This window comes from Gammaproteobacteria bacterium (genome assembly GCA_024235095.1).
GTDB lineage: Bacteria > Pseudomonadota > Gammaproteobacteria > Competibacterales > Competibacteraceae > UBA2383.
Map to the genome: position 1 here is coordinate 141888 of JACKNC010000004.1, position 20905 is coordinate 162792.

The following is a 20905-nucleotide window of genomic DNA, read 5'->3' on the forward strand; positions in this document are numbered from 1 at the left end:
TAAAAAGCTGGGGAAGATCGGAACGCATCACGTGGTGCTGTAAGATGCATTGCGATCCGGCTGCGCGCGTCGCTCTTGCTGGGACGTTTACCGGAGAGATCACCAAGGACGTCCGGTCGCGCCAAACCCCCCTTTGGGATTCGGTTCGGCCGAAAAATGGCGGCGATTATAGGAAAGATTGCAGTAAACGCCAATCATTTGTGTAAAACAGCCCAGGCTGAGCCCGCCGATCATTGATTTTGCGCCGATGCGGATGCCTTTAGTCATGATTGAACTTAATGCGTCAGGATAATCAGGCAGTCACTCTGCGGATCGGCGCCACCCTGGAACAATTCTTGACTATAATTAGCTGGACAGGACTTGAATCAGTTTCAGGACACGATCACGGATTACCGATAGCCTTGAGCAGGCAAATCATTTTCGGACTGACCGCTCGCACTGTCGTCGTTTTCAGCTTTGCAGCGATCTTGGCAATGGGGGCGACGATTATGACGGGCCGCGTCTTCGATCGACTGCGCGCAAGTCAGGAGCGTTTGACCAAGGTCGAGGTTGAAGAGTTGATGACATCGGTGCGCCTGATCCAGCAGACCGAGACGCTGATCGGCCTGGGACTGATGCTGACGCACGCCGATCATCATGCTGAGCGCCGGCGCGCGGTGATGGAACTCAATGACCGCCAGGCATGGATCACCGAGCTAACAGGTGAACTGACGTCCGCCGATCCAGATCGGCGCCTCATCGAACGAGCCGCCGATGCGCAGCGCCGCCTGTCAGAAAACATCCAGACGCTGAATGCGGTGGTGCGTGATCGAATCGATGCGCAACACCCGGACAAGGGACCGGTGTCTCCCGACCAGGAGGAACAGGCTCGCCGTATCCGTCAACTCTCGATGGATAACCGCGAACTAGCGAGCCAGCTCTCGGTATTGATGAGCTATTTCTCGGCATCAAAACGCCGACAACTGCAAAGCCAGAGTGAACAACTTATCCAGGATATTCAACATCATCAGCAAAATCTCTTCATCCTCACCATTCTTTTATTGCTTTCCACGCTCGGCGCTGGTCTGTACTTCAAATACGGGGTAGTGGACCGTGTCGTAAAGTTGCAACGAGCGGTGGATCAAGATGAAGTGGATCCCACTGATCTGACGCTCAGCGGCAATGATGAGGTCGCGCAACTGGCCTACACCGTTAAGCGATACGTGAGGCGCATCCAGTTGCAGGAAGCGCGCATGAAACAGATCAATGCTGATCTGGCCTTTCTGGCTGAGCACGATCCTCTGACGCAACTGGCTAACCGGCGGCATTTCGACGTCGCCGCTCGCCAATTGCTGCAACACAGCCGCGCGCCTTTGTGCATAGCCATTATCGATATCGATCACTTCAAGCGCGTTAACGACCGGTATGGCCATGCTGTCGGCGATTTGGCGCTGCAACATATCGTCCGGTGGATTCAGGCCGGTCTCCGCGAAAGCGATGTGCTGGCCCGCTTGGGAGGCGAGGAGTTTTGCGTGGCGGCGCCAATGCAATCGATCATGATTGCCTGCGATGTGTTCGACCGCATCCGGCAGCGCATCGCAGACGAACCCATGCCGCTCGATCATGGCGGCTCATTGCGTCTCACCCTGAGTTTTGGCCTGACCTTGATCGAAGGATTGCCCTTGCCGCAGGATGCAGACCCGGAGCAAATGCAGCATTTGTTAAACGCCGCCCTGCGTGCCGCCGACGAAGCGCTGTATACCGCCAAACATGGCGGACGTAATCAAGTGCGCGCGTCCAGCATCTTATTCAATGCTATGAAATACTTGAGCGACGCACCAGAGGTGATGTCCTGATGATTATCAAGCGGCTGTATCATTTTTTAGGTTTTGGCATGCTGCTCGTTGGCCTGAATCTGCCCGTCGCAGCGCACGATGTCATTCGCCTGGGGACTGAGTTGGAGCCGCCAGTCCTGGACCCGACGCGGACCGCTTCAGCTTCCGCCGGTGAAATCACCTGGTGCAATGTATTTGAAGGTTTGACGGTGATCGATGGCCAAGGTCGCCTGCAACCGCGGCTGGCGACCGGTTGGACTTTATCAGACGATGGATTGCGCTACGCATTTACGTTGCGCAAGGGGGTGCGCTTTCACGATGGCCGGCCCTTCGACGCGCAAACGGCTGCGTTCAGCATAAACCGCATCATCGAACCCAACTCGGCAAACCCGCAAAAAGTCTGGTTTGGAAAGATCGAAACTGCGCAAGCAAAAGAGCCATATCTGTTGATTATTCAACTCAAACGGCCTGATGCGTTGTTGCCATTTGCGCTGGCGTTGCCTGCCGCCGTCATGGTGCACCCTGACACGGCGGCTGACAATGGCGCACACCCTGTCGGCACTGGTCCCTTCCGCTTTGCGGACTGGAAGCGCGGGCATTCGACCTGGCTGGAGCGCAATGACACGTACTGGGGAAAAAAACCGGCTTTGCGACGCGCCGAGTTCATCTACATGCAGACCGCCGCAGAAAAGGAGACCCTGCTGGCCGAAGGACTGGTGGATGGACTAATGAGTGTGACGGCGTTGACGAATCGCTTCCTGATTCGTCCAGACTTCCAGATGATTCCACGCAAGATTGAAGGCAAAACGCTGTTAGCTATCAACAACGCCCGTCCGCCCTTCAACGACCTGCGGGTGCGCCGAGCGCTGGCCCACGCCATTGACCGCGTCCGGCTGAGCGCTTTGTACGGCCCCCCCTTCAAACCGGAACTGATTGGCAGCCACTTCGCGCCCTGGCGTCCTGGCTACATCAATCTGGTCAATCGTTACCCCTACGACCCGGCGCGCGCCCGCGCTCTGCTGCGCGCCGCCGGCGTGGAAAATGGCGCGCCCGTAACGCTGAAAGCGCCACCGACCGATTATGGCCGGTATGGCAGTCTGAAAATTGCGGCGGACCTGGAGGCAGTGGGTTTTCGGGTCGAGGTGGAACAACTGGACTGGCGGCGTTGGATGAGCGAGGTGTTCGAGCAAAAAAACTATGCGCTCACCCTGATTGTTCACATTGAGCCGATGGATCTCGATATCTACGCCCGCGATGATTACTACTTCAACTATAACAATAAGGCATTTAAGGCCATTTGGGAGCACGTGTTAAACGCCCACAGCGAATCAGAGTTGCTCCACTGGCTCGGTGAAGCCCAGCAGCAGGTTACTGAAGACGCCGTGAACGTCTTTCTTTACATGCTCCCTGAATTAAGCCTGATGCATCGTCGTCTGACCGGTTTCTGGGAAGAAACGCCGATACCGTCGATCGTACTGGAGGATGTGCGCTGGATTGATCCATAATAAAGTTGTTGCTTGGATCATCCAGCGCCCTTGCAAGGGGCTAATCCCGCCGCAAACTGTCGGAAATCGCCACTGGCGTGGGGTAGGTGAGCACCAGATAATAGGTCGAGGCGATGAAAGTCAGGAGGGTCGTCGCCTGCACCAGATACGACGCCTCCCGGCTGATCAGCTCATTCTGTTGGGCCAGCACCGCGATCAGCAGTGAAAACTCGCTCACCTGTCCCAAACGCACGCCGACCTCCATGGCAATGCGCGGTCGCTCCCCGGCCCATTGCAGGAAACCGCGAAACACCCAGGGTTTGACCCCCATCAGCAATACGCCCAATACCAGGGTGGGAAAGAACACCGTGCTCAGCATACCCAGGTCGAAGCCGGCGCCCAGCGAGAAGAAGAACAGCACCAGAAAGAAATCACGCAGGGGTTTGAGGCTTTCCGCAATGTACAGGGCAATGGGGCTGGCAGCCAGCGCCACTCCGCCGATGAATGCGCCAATCGCATAGGAGAGTCCTAAGAGAGCGGCGATCTGTGAGATGCATAAACACCAGCCAATCGCGACCAGGAAGATGTATTCACGAATCTTGTCAAATTTATGGATCAGCGGGATCAGGAGATAGCGTGAAACCAGGAAGGCGAAGCCCAGCAGCATGGGCAGCGTCACAATGAGCAGGCCCAGTCCTTGTAATGAGGAACCGCGTCCGCCCAGTCCCTCAATCAGCAGCAAAATGGCGATCGCCAGCAAATCCTGCAACAGCAGGATACTGATGATAATCTCACCGGTATGCTGGTGATGCAGGGTGCGAGTGGGCAGCAGTTTGAGACCGATGATGGTGCTGGAGAAGGTCATTGCCGCGCCAATCAGCAAGCACTCGCCTAAGGTATAGCCGAACAACCAGGCGACTCCCGCGCCCAGTATGGCGAAGACCAGCGAAGTACCGAAGGTAATCAGCGTGGCCTTGCGTAGCATTTGCAGCAAGCGTTGTGGCGACAGATCCAGCCCGAGCAGGAATAACAGAAACATAATGCCCACCTGCGCCATTTCTTCAATCGCGGCTGCATTGTCGATCCACCGAAAACCGTAGGGACCGATGGCGATGCCCAGCACGATGTAGGCGATGGGCAAGGCCTGACGGGCGTACAATGCCAACGTAGCGCACGCCGCCGCGCCGGTAAAAATGAGGAACAGGGAGAAAACCAGAGCGTTTTGGGCTTCGTGCATGATGGACTCGTTAGACGGATGAAATCGCTCGCTCCAATAGCGCCTGAACAGAAATCCGCCAGGTTGGCGCGCCAGCATTTTCGTTCGGACACTACTATAACAGCAAGCGCGATGATAACGAGACTGGGCGACATCGCAAGGCATGTTTCCCGCCAAACCCGGCAACCATGCCATAATGCATTTTTTCGCTGTCCTGGCGATAGCCCGAATAAGAACCCTTGAATAACACTGACGCTAACTTGTTCAATAACCTACCCCGCTGGCGCCGCTATCGGGTGGGCGCGGCATGCAATCCGCCGCCTGGGTTGGCCTGCTGGCTATTTGATCCCGGTTCACTGACTTGGCGGTTGCGCCAGTGCTGTCCAGACCGGTTCCAGGTACGGGTGCTCCGGCAGGGTTGGAGCCGTCCTTATCGGGATGAAGCGCGGGTCTTGCGCCTGCGTCTGGAGGCTCGAACGTGGACGCGCGAGGTACAGCTCTTCTGCGGTGATCAACCTTGGGTCTTTGCTCGGACGCTGATTCCAGCGGCGACCCTGCGAGGCCGTGGTCGTCGGCTCACCCAGTTGGGCAATCGCCCTTTGGGTGAAGTGCTGTTCTCAGACCCCGGCGTTCAACGCGGCCCTGTGGAAATTGCTCGTATTATTACTGGCCAACGGCTGCATCAATGCGCTTTTGCCGGCTTTGCCGAACCTCCAGACGCGATCTGGGGACGACGCTCCATTTTTCGTATCGATGGCCAGCCCCTGCTGGTCTGCGAAATTTTCCTGCCTGATTCACCGGCATCTCCTGCTGATCGGATTCGCCCTTACCATGAATATTGACGTTTTTGAAGATCGATTTCGTGAATACGCACTACTGATGCGTTTGCATCGTCCAATTGGCATATATTTGTTGCTATGGCCGACCCTATGGGCCTTATGGCTGGCTGGGAACGGCCAACCTCCTGCCAGCACTGTGCTGGTTTTCGTACTCGGCGTAGTTCTGATGCGCTCTGCAGGTTGTGTGATCAACGATATCGCCGATCGCGATTTCGATCCGCATGTTGCCCGCACCCGCGATCGCCCTCTGGCGGCTGGACGGGTTACCCTGAGCGAAGCGGCTGGCGTGACGGCGGCCCTGATCCTGCTGGCCTTCGCCCTGGTGCTAACGCAGAACACGCTGACCATTCAATTAGCCTTTATCGGTTTGGCGCTGACCATCAGTTACCCCTTCATGAAGCGGCTGCACTCCTTGCCTCAGATTCATCTGGGCGCAGCCTTCGGCTGGGCGATTCCCATGGCCTACGCGGCAGTCAGCAATGAATTGCCGTTGATCGCCTGGTTGCTGTTCCTGGCCAATGTTTTGTGGTCCGTCATTTATGACACCGAGTACGCGATGGTCGACCGGGAAGATGATCTCAAGATCGGCGTAAAATCCACGGCTATTTTGTTTGGCGACCGGGATAAGCAAATCATCGGTTATCTGCAAGCCGCCTTGCTGACGCTATTGGCGGGCATCGGCCTGTTAAGCGGTCGAGGCGGCGTCTATTATCTGGGATTATTGACGGCGAGTTGGCTGGCGCTCTATCAGCAATACCTGATCCGTGACCGTGCGCCGGAAGAATGCTTCAAGGCGTTTCTCAACAATAATGCCTTTGGATTAGCCATTTTCTGCGGATTGTTGGTGGATTTCCTGCCAGCCGCGGCTACCTGAACCTTCATTGGGAGAAGAACTATGTTAATCGTTCATGTCTTCGTCCACGTCAAACCGGACTGCATTGAAACCTTCAAGAACGCCTCACTGGAAAACGCCCGGCACAGTGTCCATGAACCGGGTATTGTCCGGTTCGATGTCATTCAACAAACCGATGATCCCACTCGCTTTGTGCTCATCGAGATCTATCGCGCAGTCGATGCGCCCGCTCAGCATAAGGAAACCGCGCACTACGCAATGTGGCGCGATACCGTAGCTGATATGATGGCCGAACCCCGTAGTAGTGTGAAATATGTCAATCTATTCCCGGACGACGAGGGTTGGAATTATCCGGGCAGCGAGCGGTGAGTGGTCAGTGACGGAGCGTCCTGCGCGTGGTTGAGGAGTTGTGCCTGCGGACGCCCTGGCTAAACCTTGCGGCGCGAGCTTGGGGGCCGCCGGATGGAACCCCCGTGCTTGCCGCGCATGGCTGGCTGGATAACGCCGCCAGTTTTGACGCCCTGGCGCCTCTGTTGCCTGACATGCGCTTGGTAGCGGTCGATCTGACCGGACATGGCGGGTCGGATCACCGCCCGCCCGGCGTCCCTTATCACTTCGTGGATTTTATTGCCGATCTGGTGGCTGCCGCCGATGCGCTGGGTTGGGATCGCTTCGCTCTGCTGGGTCATTCGCTGGGCGGCGGTTTGGTCAGTTTCATGGCTGCCGCCTTGCCAGAACGGGTCAGCCGGGTGGCGATGATCGAGGGTCTCGGGCCGCCGACCAGCCATCCCGCTGACGGTCCAGCGGACTTGCGCAAGGCAATTGAGCAGATGAATGCCCTGCCGCGCAAGCACCCACCGATTTATCCCAGTGTAGACGCCGCTATTCAGGCCCGTTGTGAAGCCAGCGGTCTGTCGTGGTTGGCGGCAAGCATTCTGGTCGGGCGCGGCCTGCAAGCGGTCGGCGAGGGTTATGGCTGGCGCACTGATCCCCGCCTGCGCTTTGTCTCGCCGCTGTATCTGAGCGAACGGCAAATCCTGGCCTACATGGAACGGATTCAGGTCCCGGCGCTGTTGATCTGCGGCGCGGACGGCTATCTAGTCAAGCGCGCCTACATGCAAGAGCGTTACGCACGCATTCCCCAATTGACTGTTAAAGTTTTGCCTGGTGGACACCACCCCCACCTGGAAGACCCTCAATCCTGTGCTGATTTACTAAAGCCATTCTTCGCGGCGGTCACCACCGCATAGCGCCTCTTCTGCTATCGGAACCATCCTTCTGTAGTCTCGCTAGCAGTGATCCCTACATTCCAAGGGATGTATTTTTTAATAATTTATAAAAATCAATTATATGACGAATATTTTAGTGAATTTCTCTATTAGCAGGACAATGGCTAGTCTATACGTTTTTAACCTTATTTTTATTATTTAAATTTATTATTACTAATAAAACAAAATTGGTATAGTTAAAATTTTATGTCAATAAAAAAGTATGAAAACTATTTAACTACCCGTTCGTCCATTCAGGTACAATATAAATTGTTATTAACGACTTTAGTTGTTCATTTTTAATTTATTAAATTTATTATAATTTATTAAAATATAACAACTGGATAACAAAAAAAATTGTAATTTATTTCCTGCGCATCAAGCACCAATCATTAAATTATATTTAAAGTACAATAACTTGAATAAATGTTCATTGTTGGCCCGGAATTGGCTATTAAGACAGGGAAAGTCACACACCTCAAATATAGCTTAGGAGCCGTTGATCATGAACCTCAAACACTACTTTGTCCTTTTCTCATCGACCATCATTTTACTATTTTCTCTATGGTTATTCAATTATCTATTTGAAAATGCAAATTATATTATCAGTGAGTTGTCATGGCTGTATTGCTTTGGAGCAATTGCCGGTTGTGGCTTAGCGACCATCGGATTTATGACAGAATTCGCCGACGATAAAACCGAGTTTTTATTAGCAACTTTATGAAATTTATAGTAAAACTGTTTCATATTGATTATTCCGTCGGGCAAGGGATACCGCAATGGTTTGAGCACCCGGAGAACTATCCAAAAACTGTTTTACTATATGTACCATTTTGTTATTTTCACAATTTTGTGACCGATAGGCGCTAAGTCATTAATCCGGTTCAAAATTATCCGATCTTCCTTCTTCATCTTGCGTACCTAAAGTAGAGGAGTCATTCTCATGTTTTCCAAGTGGAGCATTCAACTCAAATACTCCCTGATCTTCATCCTGACGTTGGCGCTCATTATCACTGGGCTTTTCATCGGCATTTACAACCTGAAAACCGCTCAATTGCGCAATGAAGCCATAGCTTCGGCCGAACAGGTAATTGCTTTCCGTGCATGGGTAGCGAATACCGGCGTGGTTTGGGTCGACCATTTAGCGCCTGGCTTCCGCGATTTTCTCGGTAAGCGTAGCAACCATGACAACACGATGGAGTTTTTCTCGAAAAATCCCGCATTAGCGACCCGTGAACTCTCGGACATCGTCAGCAAGACAGCGACCCGCGCTACTTTTCGCGTCACCAGCGATGAATATCGCAACCCCGCCAACGCCCCGGATCGCTTTGAGACCGCTTCGATCCAGGCGTTCAAAGCCAATCGCGATGTCAAGTACAACGACACGTACGAAGGCGCTTTTTACCGCTATGCCCAGCCGATCCTAGTCAAGGAATCCTGCTTAAAATGCCATGGCGATCCGAAAGACGCGCCAGCGGATGTTATTGCCAAATATGGCGACAAACGGGCGTTTGGCTACAAGGTCGGCGATGTGCGCGGCATTATCAGCGTCAAATTGCCGGATATCACCCTGATTAACGTTTTGCAGACTTTCCTGAATCCCTACACGCTTGGCTTGATCGTGGTGGCGTTCCTCCTGAATTTTCTATATACCCACCAATCAATTATAATGCGCCTGAAAAAATTGGCGCAGACCACCGAACGCATCGCTCAAGGTGAGTTAGGGTTGACGTTGCAGGACAAACCAGACAGTCACGATGAAGTCGACCATGTACAACATGCGGTTGGCTTGTTGCGCAATAGCGTCGTAGTCGCCATGAAGCGATTACAGAAAACTCTCTCCTAATCCCAAATGAGGCATGGTCAGAAAAAGCCCATGCCTCAACTGAATCACGAGACGCTATCATGTTTGAACAGTCTTTATCATTTTTGGCGATCGTTGCCCAATTACGCAAATTATGCCAGGAAAAACAGACCGGTCTCTTGTATGCTATTGAGAACGGACATTTTCTGGGCCAGATTGGCCTGCACGATGGCGAAATCGTCTTTCTGAAAGCCCAAAAAAAACAGGGCGCTGACGCGATTCCGGTCATGCTCGGTATAGAAAACGGCAGTATCGCCTTTACCAAGGGGGCGCCGCCAACAACCCGGATGGCCTTGCCGCCCACTGCAGACATTTTGGCCATTTTCGAAGGCGCTAGCTCTGCCGCTACGCTGCCTCAACCCGTTCAAGAGCCTGCGCATGCTCCACTGACGACGACTGCCAAAACGATCCTGGAGCAAACGCTCAAGGAATTCATCGGCCCTATCGCCAACTTGATCTGTGTTGATCATTTTCGAGACGCCACCACGCTGGCTGCCGCCATCGATGCGCTCGCCGACGAAATTCCGAATGCGCAGTCGGCGACTCAATTCCGGGAACGAGTGCGGCAACGACTAAACTGATCTATCCCCCTATTCATGCTTTGGAGAGCAGATACAGGTTTGTTGATGCGCCATTCCTTGAATTTCCCCCAAATCACCACCATTTGCCAGGGAAATAATCCTGTCATAGGAGTACCCATCAATGCGAATGGACAAGTTGACCAACAAATTTCAAATGGCCTTGAGCGACGCCCAGAGTCTAGCAGTGGGCCGCGACCATCAATTCATCGAACCGGTGCATGTAATGGCGACCCTGCTGGACCAGGAAGGCGGTACGGTGCGCCCGCTATTGGCTCAGGCTGATGTCAACCTTAATTTGCTGCGCTCGCAACTGAATGAGGCGCTGGATCGGTTGCCCCAGGTCACTGGGACCGGTGGTGATGTACAAATCTCCAATGCCTTGTCGCGGTTGTTGAATCTGACTGACAAACTGGCCCAGCAGCGCAAGGACGCTTACATCAGCTCCGAGTTGTTCGTGCTGGCGGCGCTGGAGGACAAGAGCGAACTAGGTGCGTTGCTGCACAAGGCCGGCGCGACGAAGACCTTAATCGAACGCGGCATCGATGCCCTGCGTGGTGGCCAGAAGGTCGCGGACCAGAATGCTGAGGATCAACGCCAGGCGCTGGAAAAGTACACCATCGACCTGACTGAGCGGGCCGAGCAGGGCAAGCTTGATCCAGTAATCGGGCGGGATGACGAAATCCGGCGCACGATTCAAGTCCTGCAACGGCGCACCAAAAACAACCCAGTGCTAGTCGGCGAGGCGGGCGTCGGGAAAACGGCCATTGTCGAGGGTCTGGCCCAGCGCATTGTCAATGGCGAAGTGCCGGAAGGTCTGAAGAACAAGCGGGTGTTGGCACTGGACATGGGTGCACTGATCGCCGGCGCCAAGTTTCGCGGCGAATTCGAAGAACGGCTGAAGGCGGTGTTAAAAGACCTCGCCAAGCAGGAAGGACAGATCGTTCTGTTCATCGATGAACTGCACACCATGGTCGGCGCGGGCAAGGCTGAGGGAGCAATGGACGCTGGCAATATGCTCAAACCAGCGCTGGCTCGCGGCGAACTACACTGCATCGGGGCAACGACCCTGGATGAGTTCCGAAAATATGTTGAGAAAGACGCGGCGTTGGAGCGGCGTTTTCAGAAGGTGATGGTCAACGAACCGAGTGTCGAGGACACTATCGCCATTCTGCGCGGGTTGAACGAGCGTTACGAGGTGCATCATGGGGTGGAGATCACCGATCCAGCGATTGTTGCCGCCGCCACGCTGTCGCACCGCTACATTACCGACCGTAATTTGCCGGACAAGGCGATTGACCTGGTGGACGAGGCGGCCAGCCGCATCCGCATGGAGATCGACTCCAAGCCGGAAAATATGGATCGGCTGGAACGGCGGCTGATTCAGCTCAAGATCGAACGCGAAGCCTTGAAAAAGGAAAGCGACGAAGCCTCCAAAAAGCGTTTGGAATTGCTGGAGCAGGAAATCACCCGACTGGAGCAGGAATATTACGATCTGGAAGAAGTTTGGAAGGCGGAGAAGTTGGCGCTGCACGGTTCCGCCCAGGTTAAGGAGGAACTGGAGCGGGCGCGACTGGAGCTGGACGCTGCCCGCCGCGCCGGCGATCTGGCGCGCATGTCGGAATTGACTTATGGCCGTATCCCGGATTTGGAGCGGCGGTTAAACCAGGCGACGGCTGCTGAGGTGGGCCAGTTCAAGCTGTTGCGCAACAAGGTCACGGATGAGGAAATCGCCGAGGTTGTTTCCAAATGGACTGGGATTCCCGTCGCCAAAATGCTGGAAGGTGAACGCGAAAAGTTGCTGCGGATGGAAGAAGCCATTCAGCGCCGGGTGGTCGGGCAGAATGATGCAGTCAAGGCGGTATGCGATGCGATTCGCCGCTCCCGCGCTGGCTTGTCTGATCCGAATCGGCCTAATGGCTCCTTCCTGTTTCTCGGCCCGACCGGAGTGGGCAAGACCGAGCTGTGCAAAGCGTTGGCCGCGTTCCTGTTCGACACCGACGAAGCCATGGTGCGCATCGACATGTCCGAGTTCATGGAGAAACACTCGGTAGCGCGGATGATCGGCGCGCCGCCCGGTTATGTTGGTTACGAGGAGGGCGGCTACCTGACCGAGGCGGTGCGGCGGCGGCCCTACAGCGTCATCCTGCTTGACGAGATCGAGAAAGCGCATCAGGACGTGTTCAACGTGCTGCTACAGGTATTGGACGATGGCCGATTGACCGATGGTCAGGGACGCACCGTGGATTTCCGCAACTGCGTGGTGGTGATGACCTCCAACCTGGGGTCGCAGATGATCCAGGAACTGGCGGCGCAGGATAACTACCCGTTGATGAAGAGCATGGTCATGGCGCAGGTAGCGGATCATTTCCGTCCCGAGTTTGTGAACCGGATTGATGAAGTGGTCGTGTTCCATCCATTAGGCCGCGAGCAAATTCGCGCCATCGCCGATATTCAGATCGGCTATTTGCGGCAACGGTTGGCCGACCGGCATATTGATCTTGAGGTCAGCGCAGCGGCTCTGGATAAACTGGGCGAAGCCGGTTTCGATCCGGTTTATGGGGCGCGGCCCCTGAAGCGGGCGATCCAGCAGGAGCTGGAGAATCCCTTGGCGCGGCGCATTTTGGCCGGGGAATTCGGGCCGGGCGATGTCATCGCTGTGAACGTGGGCCAGGACGGTTTGGCGTTTGGCAAGGGGGGCGGGGTGCGGTTGGGGAAGTAATCCCTCACCCTGATGCAAGTTACCCAACAGCCTGTGTCCAGGATGTTGGGTTTCATGTTCTGTCGACTAAAATGGTACCCCTATTTTTATCCAAGACGTTAGGTTTCAGTGTTTTTATTAGCGCTTCTGTATATAGCGCCACCTTTACTGTTACCAATCTTAACGACAGCGGCCCTGGTTCGCTGCGGCAGGCGATCCTTGACGCTAACAGCGCCGCTACTGACGATGTCACTGTGGTAATCGTTCAGTCCCCCTCTTTGGCAAAGGGACTCAAGGCAAGATTCTTTTTTTTTAGTTCATTAATGACGGTCGTCGGACTGATGTCTAAAATTCTCGCGGTATCCCGGATTCCACTGCCATTGATCGCCATGTCAATAATCTTATTTTTGACTTCAGGCAAATATCCATTATAATCATAGTCTAAAATAAATGTTTTGATAGAGCATTCCGGGTTCTGACAAAGATAGCGTTGTTTTCCATTCTCTGTTTTCCCACGCTTTGAAATGTTGTCGTGACGACAAACGGGGCAAAGGACAGTGGTTAAAACCATATTGAAATTCCTTAAATAAAGATTAAAAATACTTAAGAAAATTTTAGGCTAGAATACAATATATCCAAGTCTAGAACACTACCCGGCAGGCATCATATTTTCCGGCATTCGCACTGCGATGACTTGGCCGCGTGCGCAAACTTCGCCGTTGGCGGTGACCGTGGCTTTCACCACCACCTTGCGCTCCTTGACTTCCTCGATACGACCACGGATTTCCAGCGGTACGCCCAACGGCGTCGGTCGCAGGTACTCGACCTGAAGCGAAGCGGTGACGAAGCGCAGGGGAGGTTGACTATCCATCTCTCGCCCAGCGGCGCGATAAGCCGCCGCCGCCGCTGTGCCGGTGCCGTGGCAGTCAATGAGCGAGGCCAACAAACCGCCATAAACATAACCGGGAATCGCGATGTGATAAGGTTGCGGGGTGAAAGAAGCCACGGTTTCCTCGCCGTCCCAGTAGCTCTTGATCTGGTGACCATGTTCGTTGAGCCGGCCACAACCATAGCAATGACTGAGTTCCTTGGGATAAAAATCTTGAAAGGCTTTTGAATTCATAGAAATATCTCCTGGATGGGCGCCAGTGTGATCCTGAACTGGCGGTAAGTTTCCCGCTGCTGGATGCGCAGCAGGAGGCGAAAGTCAAAACTGATTGATGAAAAACTAAAAACGGCTGAATATTTTATAATACTATAATAATTCATTATCCATCGGCTGCACTGGTTTTTTATTATCCTCAATCAATTTTTACATCATGTCAGATTATCGAAAAAAGATTGGCGCAATACTGCACCATCCAATTACTGCTTGGGTAATTCTGTTCTGCTCAGTGATTCTAACCGCAGCCGCTTGGTATATCTCGGAAAAATTTGTTTATCAACGCGCCGATGATCGCTTTTATTTCCAAACTGAGGATATTAAGGAAGCAATTCTCAAACGCATGATTGAGTATGAGACCGTTTTGCAAGGAGGATTAGGGCTGTTTGCCGCATCAGAAAATGTCACTCGGGAAGAATGGCGCACTTATGTCAGCAAGTTGAAAATTGACCGTTATTATCCCGGAATTCAGGGCATCGGGTTCAGTCTGGTCGTTCCATCCCAGGACAAGGCGGCGCACATCCAGCAAATCCGCGCTCAGGGATTTCCAGATTATACGCTTTACCCCGAAGACGAACGAGAGATTTATACAGCGATTATTTACCTGGAGCCCTTCGCCGGACGGAATCTGCGCGCTTTCGGCTACGATATGTTTTCCGAACCCGTGCGCCGATCCGCCATGGAGAAAGCCCGGGATACGGGCGAACCCGCCTTGTCCGGCATCGTGACCTTGGTGCAGGAAACCAATCAGGATACTCAACGCGGCTTCCTATTATATATTCCTTTGTATCGCAATGGAGCGCCCACCCAAACCATCGAGCAGCGCCGCGCCAATCTGCGGGGCTATGTCTATAGTCCCTTTCGCGTCAGGGATTTAATGGAGGGAATTCTGGGCGCCGGGATGGCTGGCATCGATCTGCAAATTTACGACGGCGCAACGCAAACTCTCGACCGGCTACTGTTCGACAGTAATCCGCATGACCGTGAGCGCGAACTGGACGAGCCACCGGTGCTTTCCCGCACTCTGCACATTTCACCAGCGGGGCGCGCCTGGACTCTTTCCCTGTATGTGCATTCCGGCTACATTTCCACTGCGGAAGCCAGTCAGCCGTTGATTGTGGCAATCGGCGGCATTGTTATTGATTTGCTGTTGTTTATCATTATCGGGTCTGTTTCCAAACAACATAAATCCGTCCGGGCGTTGGCCCAAAGAATGACGGAGGACTTGCAACACGCCAACCTGGCGCTGATGAAGACCGAAAATGATTTGAATCGCGCGCAAGCGGTGGCTAAAACTGGCAGTTGGATTCTCGAAATCGCGACCGGACGTTTACAGTGGTCGGCTGAAACCTACCGTCTGTTCGGTTACAAGCAGGGCCAGGCGATTACCTTGGAGGATTTCGTCAGACGACTCCACCCGGATGATCGTGGCGCCGTCCTGGCCGAGTGGGACCAGGCGCTAGAGGGAAAACCTTATAATATTGAGCATCGCATCGTCGTTGATGACAAAACGCTCTGGGTCCGCGAGCGTGCTGAATTGATCTTCGATGCAGCGGGCCATCCCGTGACCGGAATCGGCACGGTGCAAGATATTACTGAGCCAATGCGGATCAGAAATGCTCTCAAAGCGAGCGAACGGAATTACGCGACCCTGGCCGAGGCGGCTCCCGTAGGTATTTACCGCACCGATGCGGTGGGCAGTTGCCTCTATGTGAATCGGTTGTGGTGTGACATCACCGGGATCCCTGCTGAGGACGCTTATGGCAGCGGCTGGACTTATGCGATTCATCCGGAGGACAAGCCGATGGTGATCCACCACTGGCGCGAGGCGACGAAAACGCTCACGCCTTTTCGCCTGGAGTACCGATTTCTTCGGCCCGATGGCGAAGCAACCTGGGTGTTGGGCCAGGCGGTTCCCGTACTTAGCGAAGCAGGCGAGTTAACGGGTCATGTTGGCGCGATCACCGATATGACTACGAAAAAGCAAGCTGAGCTGGAAATGGAGAAAGCGCGGCGACTGGCGGAAGAGGCCAACCGCGCCAAGAGCGAGTTTCTGGCGAACATGAGCCATGAGATTCGCACCCCGATGAACGTGATTATTGGCATGAATCACCTGGTTCAGCAAACCGATCTTTCCGCCAAACAACGCGATTGCCTGGTGAAGATCGACCAGTCCGCTCAATTGTTGCTCAGCATCATCAACGATATTCTGGACTTTTCCAAAATCGAAGCCAATCGCCTGGAATTGGAGCAAGTGGTCTTCCCACTGGTGAGCGTACTTGAGCCGTTGACAACATTAGCGACCACCCCCCAGCGCGATCACCCCCTTCGCTTCAGCCTGATGGTGGATGCCGATGTTCCGCCGCGGTTGCAGGGCGATCCATTGCGCCTCAGTCAGATCCTCAACAATTTGATCAGCAATGCCGTAAAATTCACTGAAGCTGGCCAGGTCACGGTCCAGGTGCGGCAGCGCGATCAACAGGACGACCATGTGACGCTCGACTTCATCGTCAGCGACACCGGTATCGGTATGCCGCCCGCGCAAATGAATCAGTTGTTCCAGCCTTTCGTGCAGGGTGAAAGCTCCACCACCCGGCGCTTCGGCGGGACAGGGCTGGGATTGGCGATCAGCCAGCGTTTAGCCAGGCTGATGCACGGGGATATCCAGGTGGAAAGCCAGGCGGGCCAGGGCAGTGCGTTTACGGTTACTTTGCCGTTTGGTATAGGTCAAACTGGCGAAAACGAACCTGTAGGCATCCTGCCCCCGGACTGGAAGCAGCAATTGACGGGCAAGCGCGTTCTGGTGGTGGAAGATCATCTTCTCAATCAGCAGGTCACCTACGGATTCCTGCGTCACTTAGGAATGATCGTGGATTGTGTAGGCAATGGTCAGCATGCCGTGCAACGGATTCAGTCCGCCAGCAACTATGACGTGGTGCTCATGGACTTGCAGATGCCGGTCATGGATGGTTTTGAGGCGACCCGGCAGTTGCGCAAACGCTTCTCCGCCGAACAGTTGCCGATTATCGCCATGACGGCCAGCGCCTTTGATAAAGATCACGCCCACTGCCTGGAAATTGGCATGAATGATCACATTGCCAAGCCGTTTGATGTTAATCAATTGCCCGCTTTACTGGTGCGCTGGACTTGCGCGCCGACGACATCCGTTTCGCCCGAACCGGAGAATGGTTCGCGCCCCGCAGCCGTCAAGGAACCATTCATGATAACTCCCCCGGTTGAAGAAAAAAACTTTTTGCCCGAGTTGCCTGGCATCCTGGCCGGGGAGGCTCTGTCCCGGCTGGGCGACAATACCGAACTCTACCGCAGTCTGCTCGAAAGCTTTGCCCAATCCCGCCGCCACTTGGGCGTGGAATTGAAGCAGTTGCTGAAGACCGGCCAGATCGATGAAATACGTCGCGTCGCGCATGACCTGAAAAGCGAAGCGGGTAACCTGGGCATGATTTCCCTGCAAGAATTAGCCGTGGATCTTGATGCGGCTATTAAGCAGCAACGCCTGGATCGCGTTCCCGAGTTGTCCAGTCAGCTCGGTCATCTCTGCGACCTCATTGTGCAGATGCTGGATGAGCAACTCGCTCCTTCCATAGAAGCGCAAAGTCAACAAAAGACACTGATTATTGAGGATCATCAACAGGTGCTGGCGCTGATGAAGCAAATGGCCGCCTCACTTAAGCGGAATAACCTGCAAGCGCAGAACCACTTAAAAGAGATCGAAAAGTTAGTGGCGAACACCCCCTTGGCCAGTAGTCTGGCTGAGATCAGCCGGAATGTGCGACAGCTCAAATATCGGGCAGCCCTGGAACAACTGCGCGATCTGGCCACGGCGCAAGGCTGGATGCTGGACTAAAGCTCATGAACGAAGCCTTGCCCAAGGTTCTGGTCATCGATGACATTCCGGCGAACATCCATATTCTGAACGAAGCCTTGCAGCAGAACTATCAGGTGTTGTTCGCAACATGCGGCGAGGACGGATTGATTCTGGCTGAAGATGAACAACCCGACCTCATTCTGTTGGACGTGATGATGCCGGGCATGGACGGTTACGAGGTCTGCCGTCGCCTGAAGCGTAATCCGCTCACGCAGGATATGCCGGTGATCTTTGTCACAGCCCTGAGCGACACAGCCAGCGAAATGAAAGGTCTCGAACTGGGTGCGGTGGACTATCTGACCAAACCGGTCAATATCGCGATCGCTCAAGCGCGAATTCGCACCCAGATCGCATTACGACGCACCGGGCAGGCTCTGCGGCTGGCGGCCAGTGTGTTTGAACACGCCCGCGAAGGGATTCTGATTACTGATCCTAGCGAATGCATTCTGGATGTCAACCGGGCGTTTAGCGAAATCACCGGTTACCGCCGTGCAGAAGCAATCGGACAAACCCCGCGCCTGCTGCGATCCGGCTATCATCGTTCGGAATTCTATCAGACGTTGTGGGAAGACCTGCAGGAGAAAGGCCACTGGTATGGGGAAATCTGGAACCGCCGTAAGAATGGCGAGATTTACGCCCAAATGACCAGCATTTCGGCGGCGCCCGCGCCCAGCGGCAAAGTGGCGCTCTATGTCAGCCTTTTCACCGATATTACTCAAAGCAGGAAATATCAGCGACAAATCGAGATTGACTGATCGTCAGAGGAGATCGCCATGTTCTTTGGCCAGAAAATCCACCCGCTGAATTTCGATATTCCCGAACAGTGGACGGTCAACAAGGATGCGGTTGAACTCAGCGGACCAGGCGTTCGGTTAATCGTGCGCTGCGCTGATATTACGGATGGCTGTTTGCGGCTCCGATTCGAAAATGCGGCTGATGCCGACCCACGCCAGCACTCCGATGCGGTATTACCGGAGTTGCGGGAAGGTCGCCCGGTTGCGCCGAAAGTCTCCCCCCATCCTAACCCTCCTCCACTTGGGTGGAGGGAAACTAATTGTGCGCGATTTTCCGCTGCCGCTGGCCACATTGAATTGAGCGCATCCCGCCTGCGGCTGGAGCTGGCCGGCGTGGCGCTGGAAACCGTCGCCGAGGGTATTGGCGCGTGTGGGGAAAATTTGTTGCTCAATTTCGCGTTAAGCGGCGTGGAAGGTTGCTACGGCTTCGGCGAGCGCACCCGGCGACTCAACAAACTGGGCGACAGCGCTGAGTTCCTGACCGTGGACGTAGTCGCCGTATTTCGCCATACCTACGCCCGCGATGACTACGACCCGACCTACGTCGCTATCCCGCTGGCGATTCTCAAGATTGGCGATGGCTTTCTCGGCCTGTTCTTCGACAATCCCGGTCACGCGGTGATGGATGCTGGCAAGAGTCGCCCCGGCGAGTTCTGGTATCAGGCGTTTGGTGGCGTGACCGACTTTTACGCGCTGGCCGGTCCCGGTCTGGCCGATGTGGTTCGACGTTATGCAACGCTGACCGGGCGTGCGCCGCTACCGCCGCTCTGGGCGCTTGGTTATCACCAATGCCGCTGGAGTTATCGGAGTGCGACGGAATTCCGCGAACTGGCCGCGCAATTCGCCGCCGCTGATCTGCCAGTCAGCGCCCTGTGGTACGACATCGACTACATGGACAGCTTCCGGTTATTCACCTGGAACCGGCAAGCATTCCCCGATCCCGCTGCGCTGAATCAGGAGCTACAGGCAGCAGGGATTCGTGCAGTGATCATTGTCGATCCTGGCGTCAAGCGTGAACCCGGTTATCCGGTTTACGACAGCGGGCGGGAACAGCAAGCATTTTGCCAAACCGCTAGTGGGCGCGATTATGTTGGCAAGGTCTGGCCCGGTGATACAGTGTTTCCCGACTTCACGTTGGAAAATACCCGTGACTGGTGGGCGGGCAGGCTGGCCGATTTTTTGCGCGAGAGCGCTGTGGACGGCGTGTGGCTGGACATGAACGACCCCGCGACCGGCTACAGTCGCAGCGAAGAAATGCGTTTCGCCCAAGGTTCCGTACCCCATGATCGCTATCACAATCAGTATGCGCATTTCATGGCGCTGGCCAGTCGCATGGCCTGCGACCGGCTTCATTCCGAGGGGCGCCCGTTCCTGCTGACCCGCAGCGCTTGCGCTGGAACCCAGCGTTACAGCGCAGTATGGACCGGCGATAACGCCAGCAGCTGGAAGCATCTGCGCATGGCGTTGCCCTGTTCGCTAAATTTGAGCCTGTCCGGGGTGGCGTTCAACGGCCCGGACGTGGGCGGCTTCATGGATGACGCCAGCCCGGAACTACTGGTGCGCTGGCATCAGGCTGGCTGCCTGTTCCCTTTTTTCCGTAACCATGCGATCCGTCATTCCCGGCAGCAGGAACCGTGGCAATTCGGCGCAGAGGCGCTGGCGGCGATTCGCGGTGCGATTTGCACCCGCTACCGCCTGTTGCCCTATCTCTATCAGTGCTTTTTCGCCCACTGGCGGGACGGCGATCCCATCATCCGTCCGCTGCTTTATCACTATGAGGGGCCGGAATATGCGCATCTGGATGATCAATATCTGGTCGGCGACGCCCTGTTGGTCGCGCCAATCCTGCATGGCGAAGGGCAGGGGCCGGAAATCATCCGTCACGGCGTCAAGATGCAGGAACGCTCAGTATTATTGCCGCCGGGTGCCTGGTTCGATCTGAATCGCGGCGAATGGCTGAACGGTGGGCGCGTTCTCCACTACGCCGCCGCTTTGGACGAGTTGCCATTGTTCGTTCGGGATGGAGCCGTGTTGCCGTATTACTCCGGGCCGCTATGCAACAGTTTTATGGATTTGGGCAAGTTGGAGTTGCATCTGTTCTGTCGCGATCGGCCCGCACGATTCGATTATTACCTGGATGACCAGGAAACTCGGCGTTACCAGAGCGGCGGCTATGGCGTCGCTACCATTCTGGCGGAAATCGATGACCAACAGCTACGATTGGAGATCACCGAGACTGGCGACTATCCGCAAAACACGGTGATGTTTACGCCAGTGATTTATGGTCGCCCAGGGATAACGGAACTGGAGTTGACGCTCAACGGCCATACGGAAATTCGCCCTTTACAATCCAGTCAGCGCGAATGGCTGCGCCGACAGTGGGAGGTGCTTGTCTAGATACTTGAGTAGCGATGCATGGTCGTGCGTTGCTACAGATATCCATTAC

Annotated in this window: 17 protein-coding genes; 13 read left to right on the plus strand and 4 right to left on the minus strand. The window is 54.8% G+C overall.

What is annotated here, in order from left to right:
- Nucleotides 1–99 precede the first annotated feature (99 nt).
- Entirely contained in the window at nt 100–267 is a 168-nt protein-coding gene (locus tag H6973_20620) for a hypothetical protein (protein ID MCP5127919.1), read from the minus strand.
- Between the two features lie 134 nt (nt 268–401).
- On the opposite strand from H6973_20620, the gene H6973_20625 reads away from it, so the two are divergent.
- Nucleotides 402–1835 carry a GGDEF domain-containing protein gene (locus H6973_20625; protein MCP5127920.1) on the plus strand — a complete coding sequence of 478 codons (1434 nt, stop codon included), beginning with the start codon at nt 402–404 and terminating at the stop codon, nt 1833–1835.
- Entirely contained in the window at nt 1835–3319 is a 1485-nt protein-coding gene (locus tag H6973_20630; protein MCP5127921.1) for an ABC transporter substrate-binding protein, read from the plus strand. The genes H6973_20625 and H6973_20630 overlap by 1 nt, the downstream gene beginning before the upstream one ends.
- Before the next feature lie 40 nt (nt 3320–3359).
- Here the strand turns inward: H6973_20630 and H6973_20635 are convergent, their stop codons facing one another.
- Nucleotides 3360–4535 carry a cation:proton antiporter gene (locus tag H6973_20635; protein MCP5127922.1) on the minus strand — a complete coding sequence of 392 codons (1176 nt, stop codon included), beginning with the start codon at nt 4533–4535 and terminating at the stop codon, nt 3360–3362.
- Between the two features lie 218 nt (nt 4536–4753).
- Here H6973_20635 and H6973_20640 point away from each other — a divergent pair, with 218 nt between their 5' ends.
- The 8 genes from H6973_20640 to clpB all read left to right on the plus strand — a co-directional run bounded on the left by H6973_20640 (nt 4754) and on the right by clpB (nt 12638).
- Nucleotides 4754–5356, plus strand: a complete 603-nt coding sequence (locus H6973_20640) for a chorismate lyase (protein MCP5127923.1) — start codon at nt 4754–4756, stop codon at nt 5354–5356.
- Nucleotides 5346–6227 (plus strand): 4-hydroxybenzoate octaprenyltransferase, encoded by an 882-nt coding sequence (ubiA, locus tag H6973_20645; GenBank protein ID MCP5127924.1) that lies wholly within the window; start codon nt 5346–5348, stop codon nt 6225–6227. The genes H6973_20640 and ubiA overlap by 11 nt, the downstream gene beginning before the upstream one ends.
- 21 nt (nt 6228–6248) lie before the next feature.
- A complete protein-coding gene (locus H6973_20650) occupies nt 6249–6575 on the plus strand; it encodes an antibiotic biosynthesis monooxygenase (GenBank protein ID MCP5127925.1) in 327 nt (108 codons plus the stop codon).
- A gap of 26 nt (nt 6576–6601) precedes the next feature.
- Nucleotides 6602–7456 carry an alpha/beta hydrolase gene (locus tag H6973_20655; protein ID MCP5127926.1) on the plus strand — a complete coding sequence of 285 codons (855 nt, stop codon included), beginning with the start codon at nt 6602–6604 and terminating at the stop codon, nt 7454–7456.
- A gap of 523 nt (nt 7457–7979) precedes the next feature.
- The gene (locus H6973_20660) at nt 7980–8198 is read left to right on the plus strand and encodes a hypothetical protein (protein MCP5127927.1); all 219 of its coding nucleotides are present in this window, start codon (nt 7980–7982) and stop codon (nt 8196–8198) included.
- 219 nt (nt 8199–8417) lie between these two features.
- Nucleotides 8418–9320, plus strand: a complete 903-nt coding sequence (locus H6973_20665) for a DUF3365 domain-containing protein (GenBank protein ID MCP5127928.1) — start codon at nt 8418–8420, stop codon at nt 9318–9320.
- Nucleotides 9321–9379: 59 nt separating this feature from the next.
- Nucleotides 9380–9919, plus strand: coding sequence for a DUF4388 domain-containing protein (locus tag H6973_20670; protein MCP5127929.1), 540 nt, complete (start codon nt 9380–9382; stop codon nt 9917–9919).
- Nucleotides 9920–10040: 121 nt separating this feature from the next.
- A complete protein-coding gene (gene clpB, locus H6973_20675) occupies nt 10041–12638 on the plus strand; it encodes an ATP-dependent chaperone ClpB (GenBank protein ID MCP5127930.1) in 2598 nt (865 codons plus the stop codon).
- A gap of 244 nt (nt 12639–12882) precedes the next feature.
- Here clpB and H6973_20680 read toward each other — a convergent pair whose 3' ends face one another.
- Together H6973_20680 and H6973_20685 are read right to left on the minus strand one after the other, a co-directional pair.
- Nucleotides 12883–13188, minus strand: a complete 306-nt coding sequence (locus H6973_20680) for an IS1 family transposase (protein MCP5127931.1) — start codon at nt 13186–13188, stop codon at nt 12883–12885.
- A gap of 78 nt (nt 13189–13266) precedes the next feature.
- On the minus strand, nt 13267–13740 hold the full coding sequence (locus tag H6973_20685; GenBank protein ID MCP5127932.1) for a PaaI family thioesterase: 474 nt from the start codon (nt 13738–13740) through the stop codon (nt 13267–13269).
- Between the two features lie 382 nt (nt 13741–14122).
- Between H6973_20685 and H6973_20690 the strand changes: the two genes are divergently transcribed.
- From H6973_20690 to H6973_20700, 3 genes are read left to right on the plus strand one after another with little or no spacing between them, the layout of a single operon-like run.
- Complete coding sequence (locus H6973_20690) at nt 14123–17644, plus strand: CHASE domain-containing protein (protein ID MCP5127933.1); 3522 nt, start codon at nt 14123–14125, stop codon at nt 17642–17644.
- A 5-nt stretch (nt 17645–17649) separates the two neighbouring features.
- On the plus strand, nt 17650–18420 hold the full coding sequence (locus tag H6973_20695; protein MCP5127934.1) for a response regulator: 771 nt from the start codon (nt 17650–17652) through the stop codon (nt 18418–18420).
- An 18-nt stretch (nt 18421–18438) separates the two neighbouring features.
- Nucleotides 18439–20856, plus strand: coding sequence for a DUF5110 domain-containing protein (locus tag H6973_20700; protein MCP5127935.1), 2418 nt, complete (start codon nt 18439–18441; stop codon nt 20854–20856).
- Nucleotides 20857–20905 lie beyond the last annotated feature (49 nt).

Bases quoted from the DNA above. Each gene is read 5' to 3' on its own strand.
- H6973_20700 (MCP5127935.1), top strand. From the start codon at position 18,439: ATGTTCTTTGGCCAGAAAATCCACCCGCTGAATTTCGATATTCCCGAA.
- H6973_20620 (MCP5127919.1), bottom strand. From the start codon at position 267: ATGACTAAAGGCATCCGCATCGGCGCAAAATCAATGATCGGCGGGCTC.
- H6973_20635 (MCP5127922.1), bottom strand. From the start codon at position 4,535: ATGCACGAAGCCCAAAACGCTCTGGTTTTCTCCCTGTTCCTCATTTTT.
- H6973_20690 (MCP5127933.1), top strand. From the start codon at position 14,123: ATGATTGAGTATGAGACCGTTTTGCAAGGAGGATTAGGGCTGTTTGCC.
- H6973_20680 (MCP5127931.1), bottom strand. From the start codon at position 13,188: ATGGTTTTAACCACTGTCCTTTGCCCCGTTTGTCGTCACGACAACATT.
- H6973_20670 (MCP5127929.1), top strand. From the start codon at position 9,380: ATGTTTGAACAGTCTTTATCATTTTTGGCGATCGTTGCCCAATTACGC.
- H6973_20650 (MCP5127925.1), top strand. From the start codon at position 6,249: ATGTTAATCGTTCATGTCTTCGTCCACGTCAAACCGGACTGCATTGAA.
- H6973_20665 (MCP5127928.1), top strand. From the start codon at position 8,418: ATGTTTTCCAAGTGGAGCATTCAACTCAAATACTCCCTGATCTTCATC.
- H6973_20660 (MCP5127927.1), top strand. From the start codon at position 7,980: ATGAACCTCAAACACTACTTTGTCCTTTTCTCATCGACCATCATTTTA.
- H6973_20630 (MCP5127921.1), top strand. From the start codon at position 1,835: ATGATTATCAAGCGGCTGTATCATTTTTTAGGTTTTGGCATGCTGCTC.
- H6973_20685 (MCP5127932.1), bottom strand. From the start codon at position 13,740: ATGAATTCAAAAGCCTTTCAAGATTTTTATCCCAAGGAACTCAGTCAT.
- clpB (MCP5127930.1), top strand. From the start codon at position 10,041: ATGCGAATGGACAAGTTGACCAACAAATTTCAAATGGCCTTGAGCGAC.
- H6973_20695 (MCP5127934.1), top strand. From the start codon at position 17,650: ATGAACGAAGCCTTGCCCAAGGTTCTGGTCATCGATGACATTCCGGCG.
- ubiA (MCP5127924.1), top strand. From the start codon at position 5,346: ATGAATATTGACGTTTTTGAAGATCGATTTCGTGAATACGCACTACTG.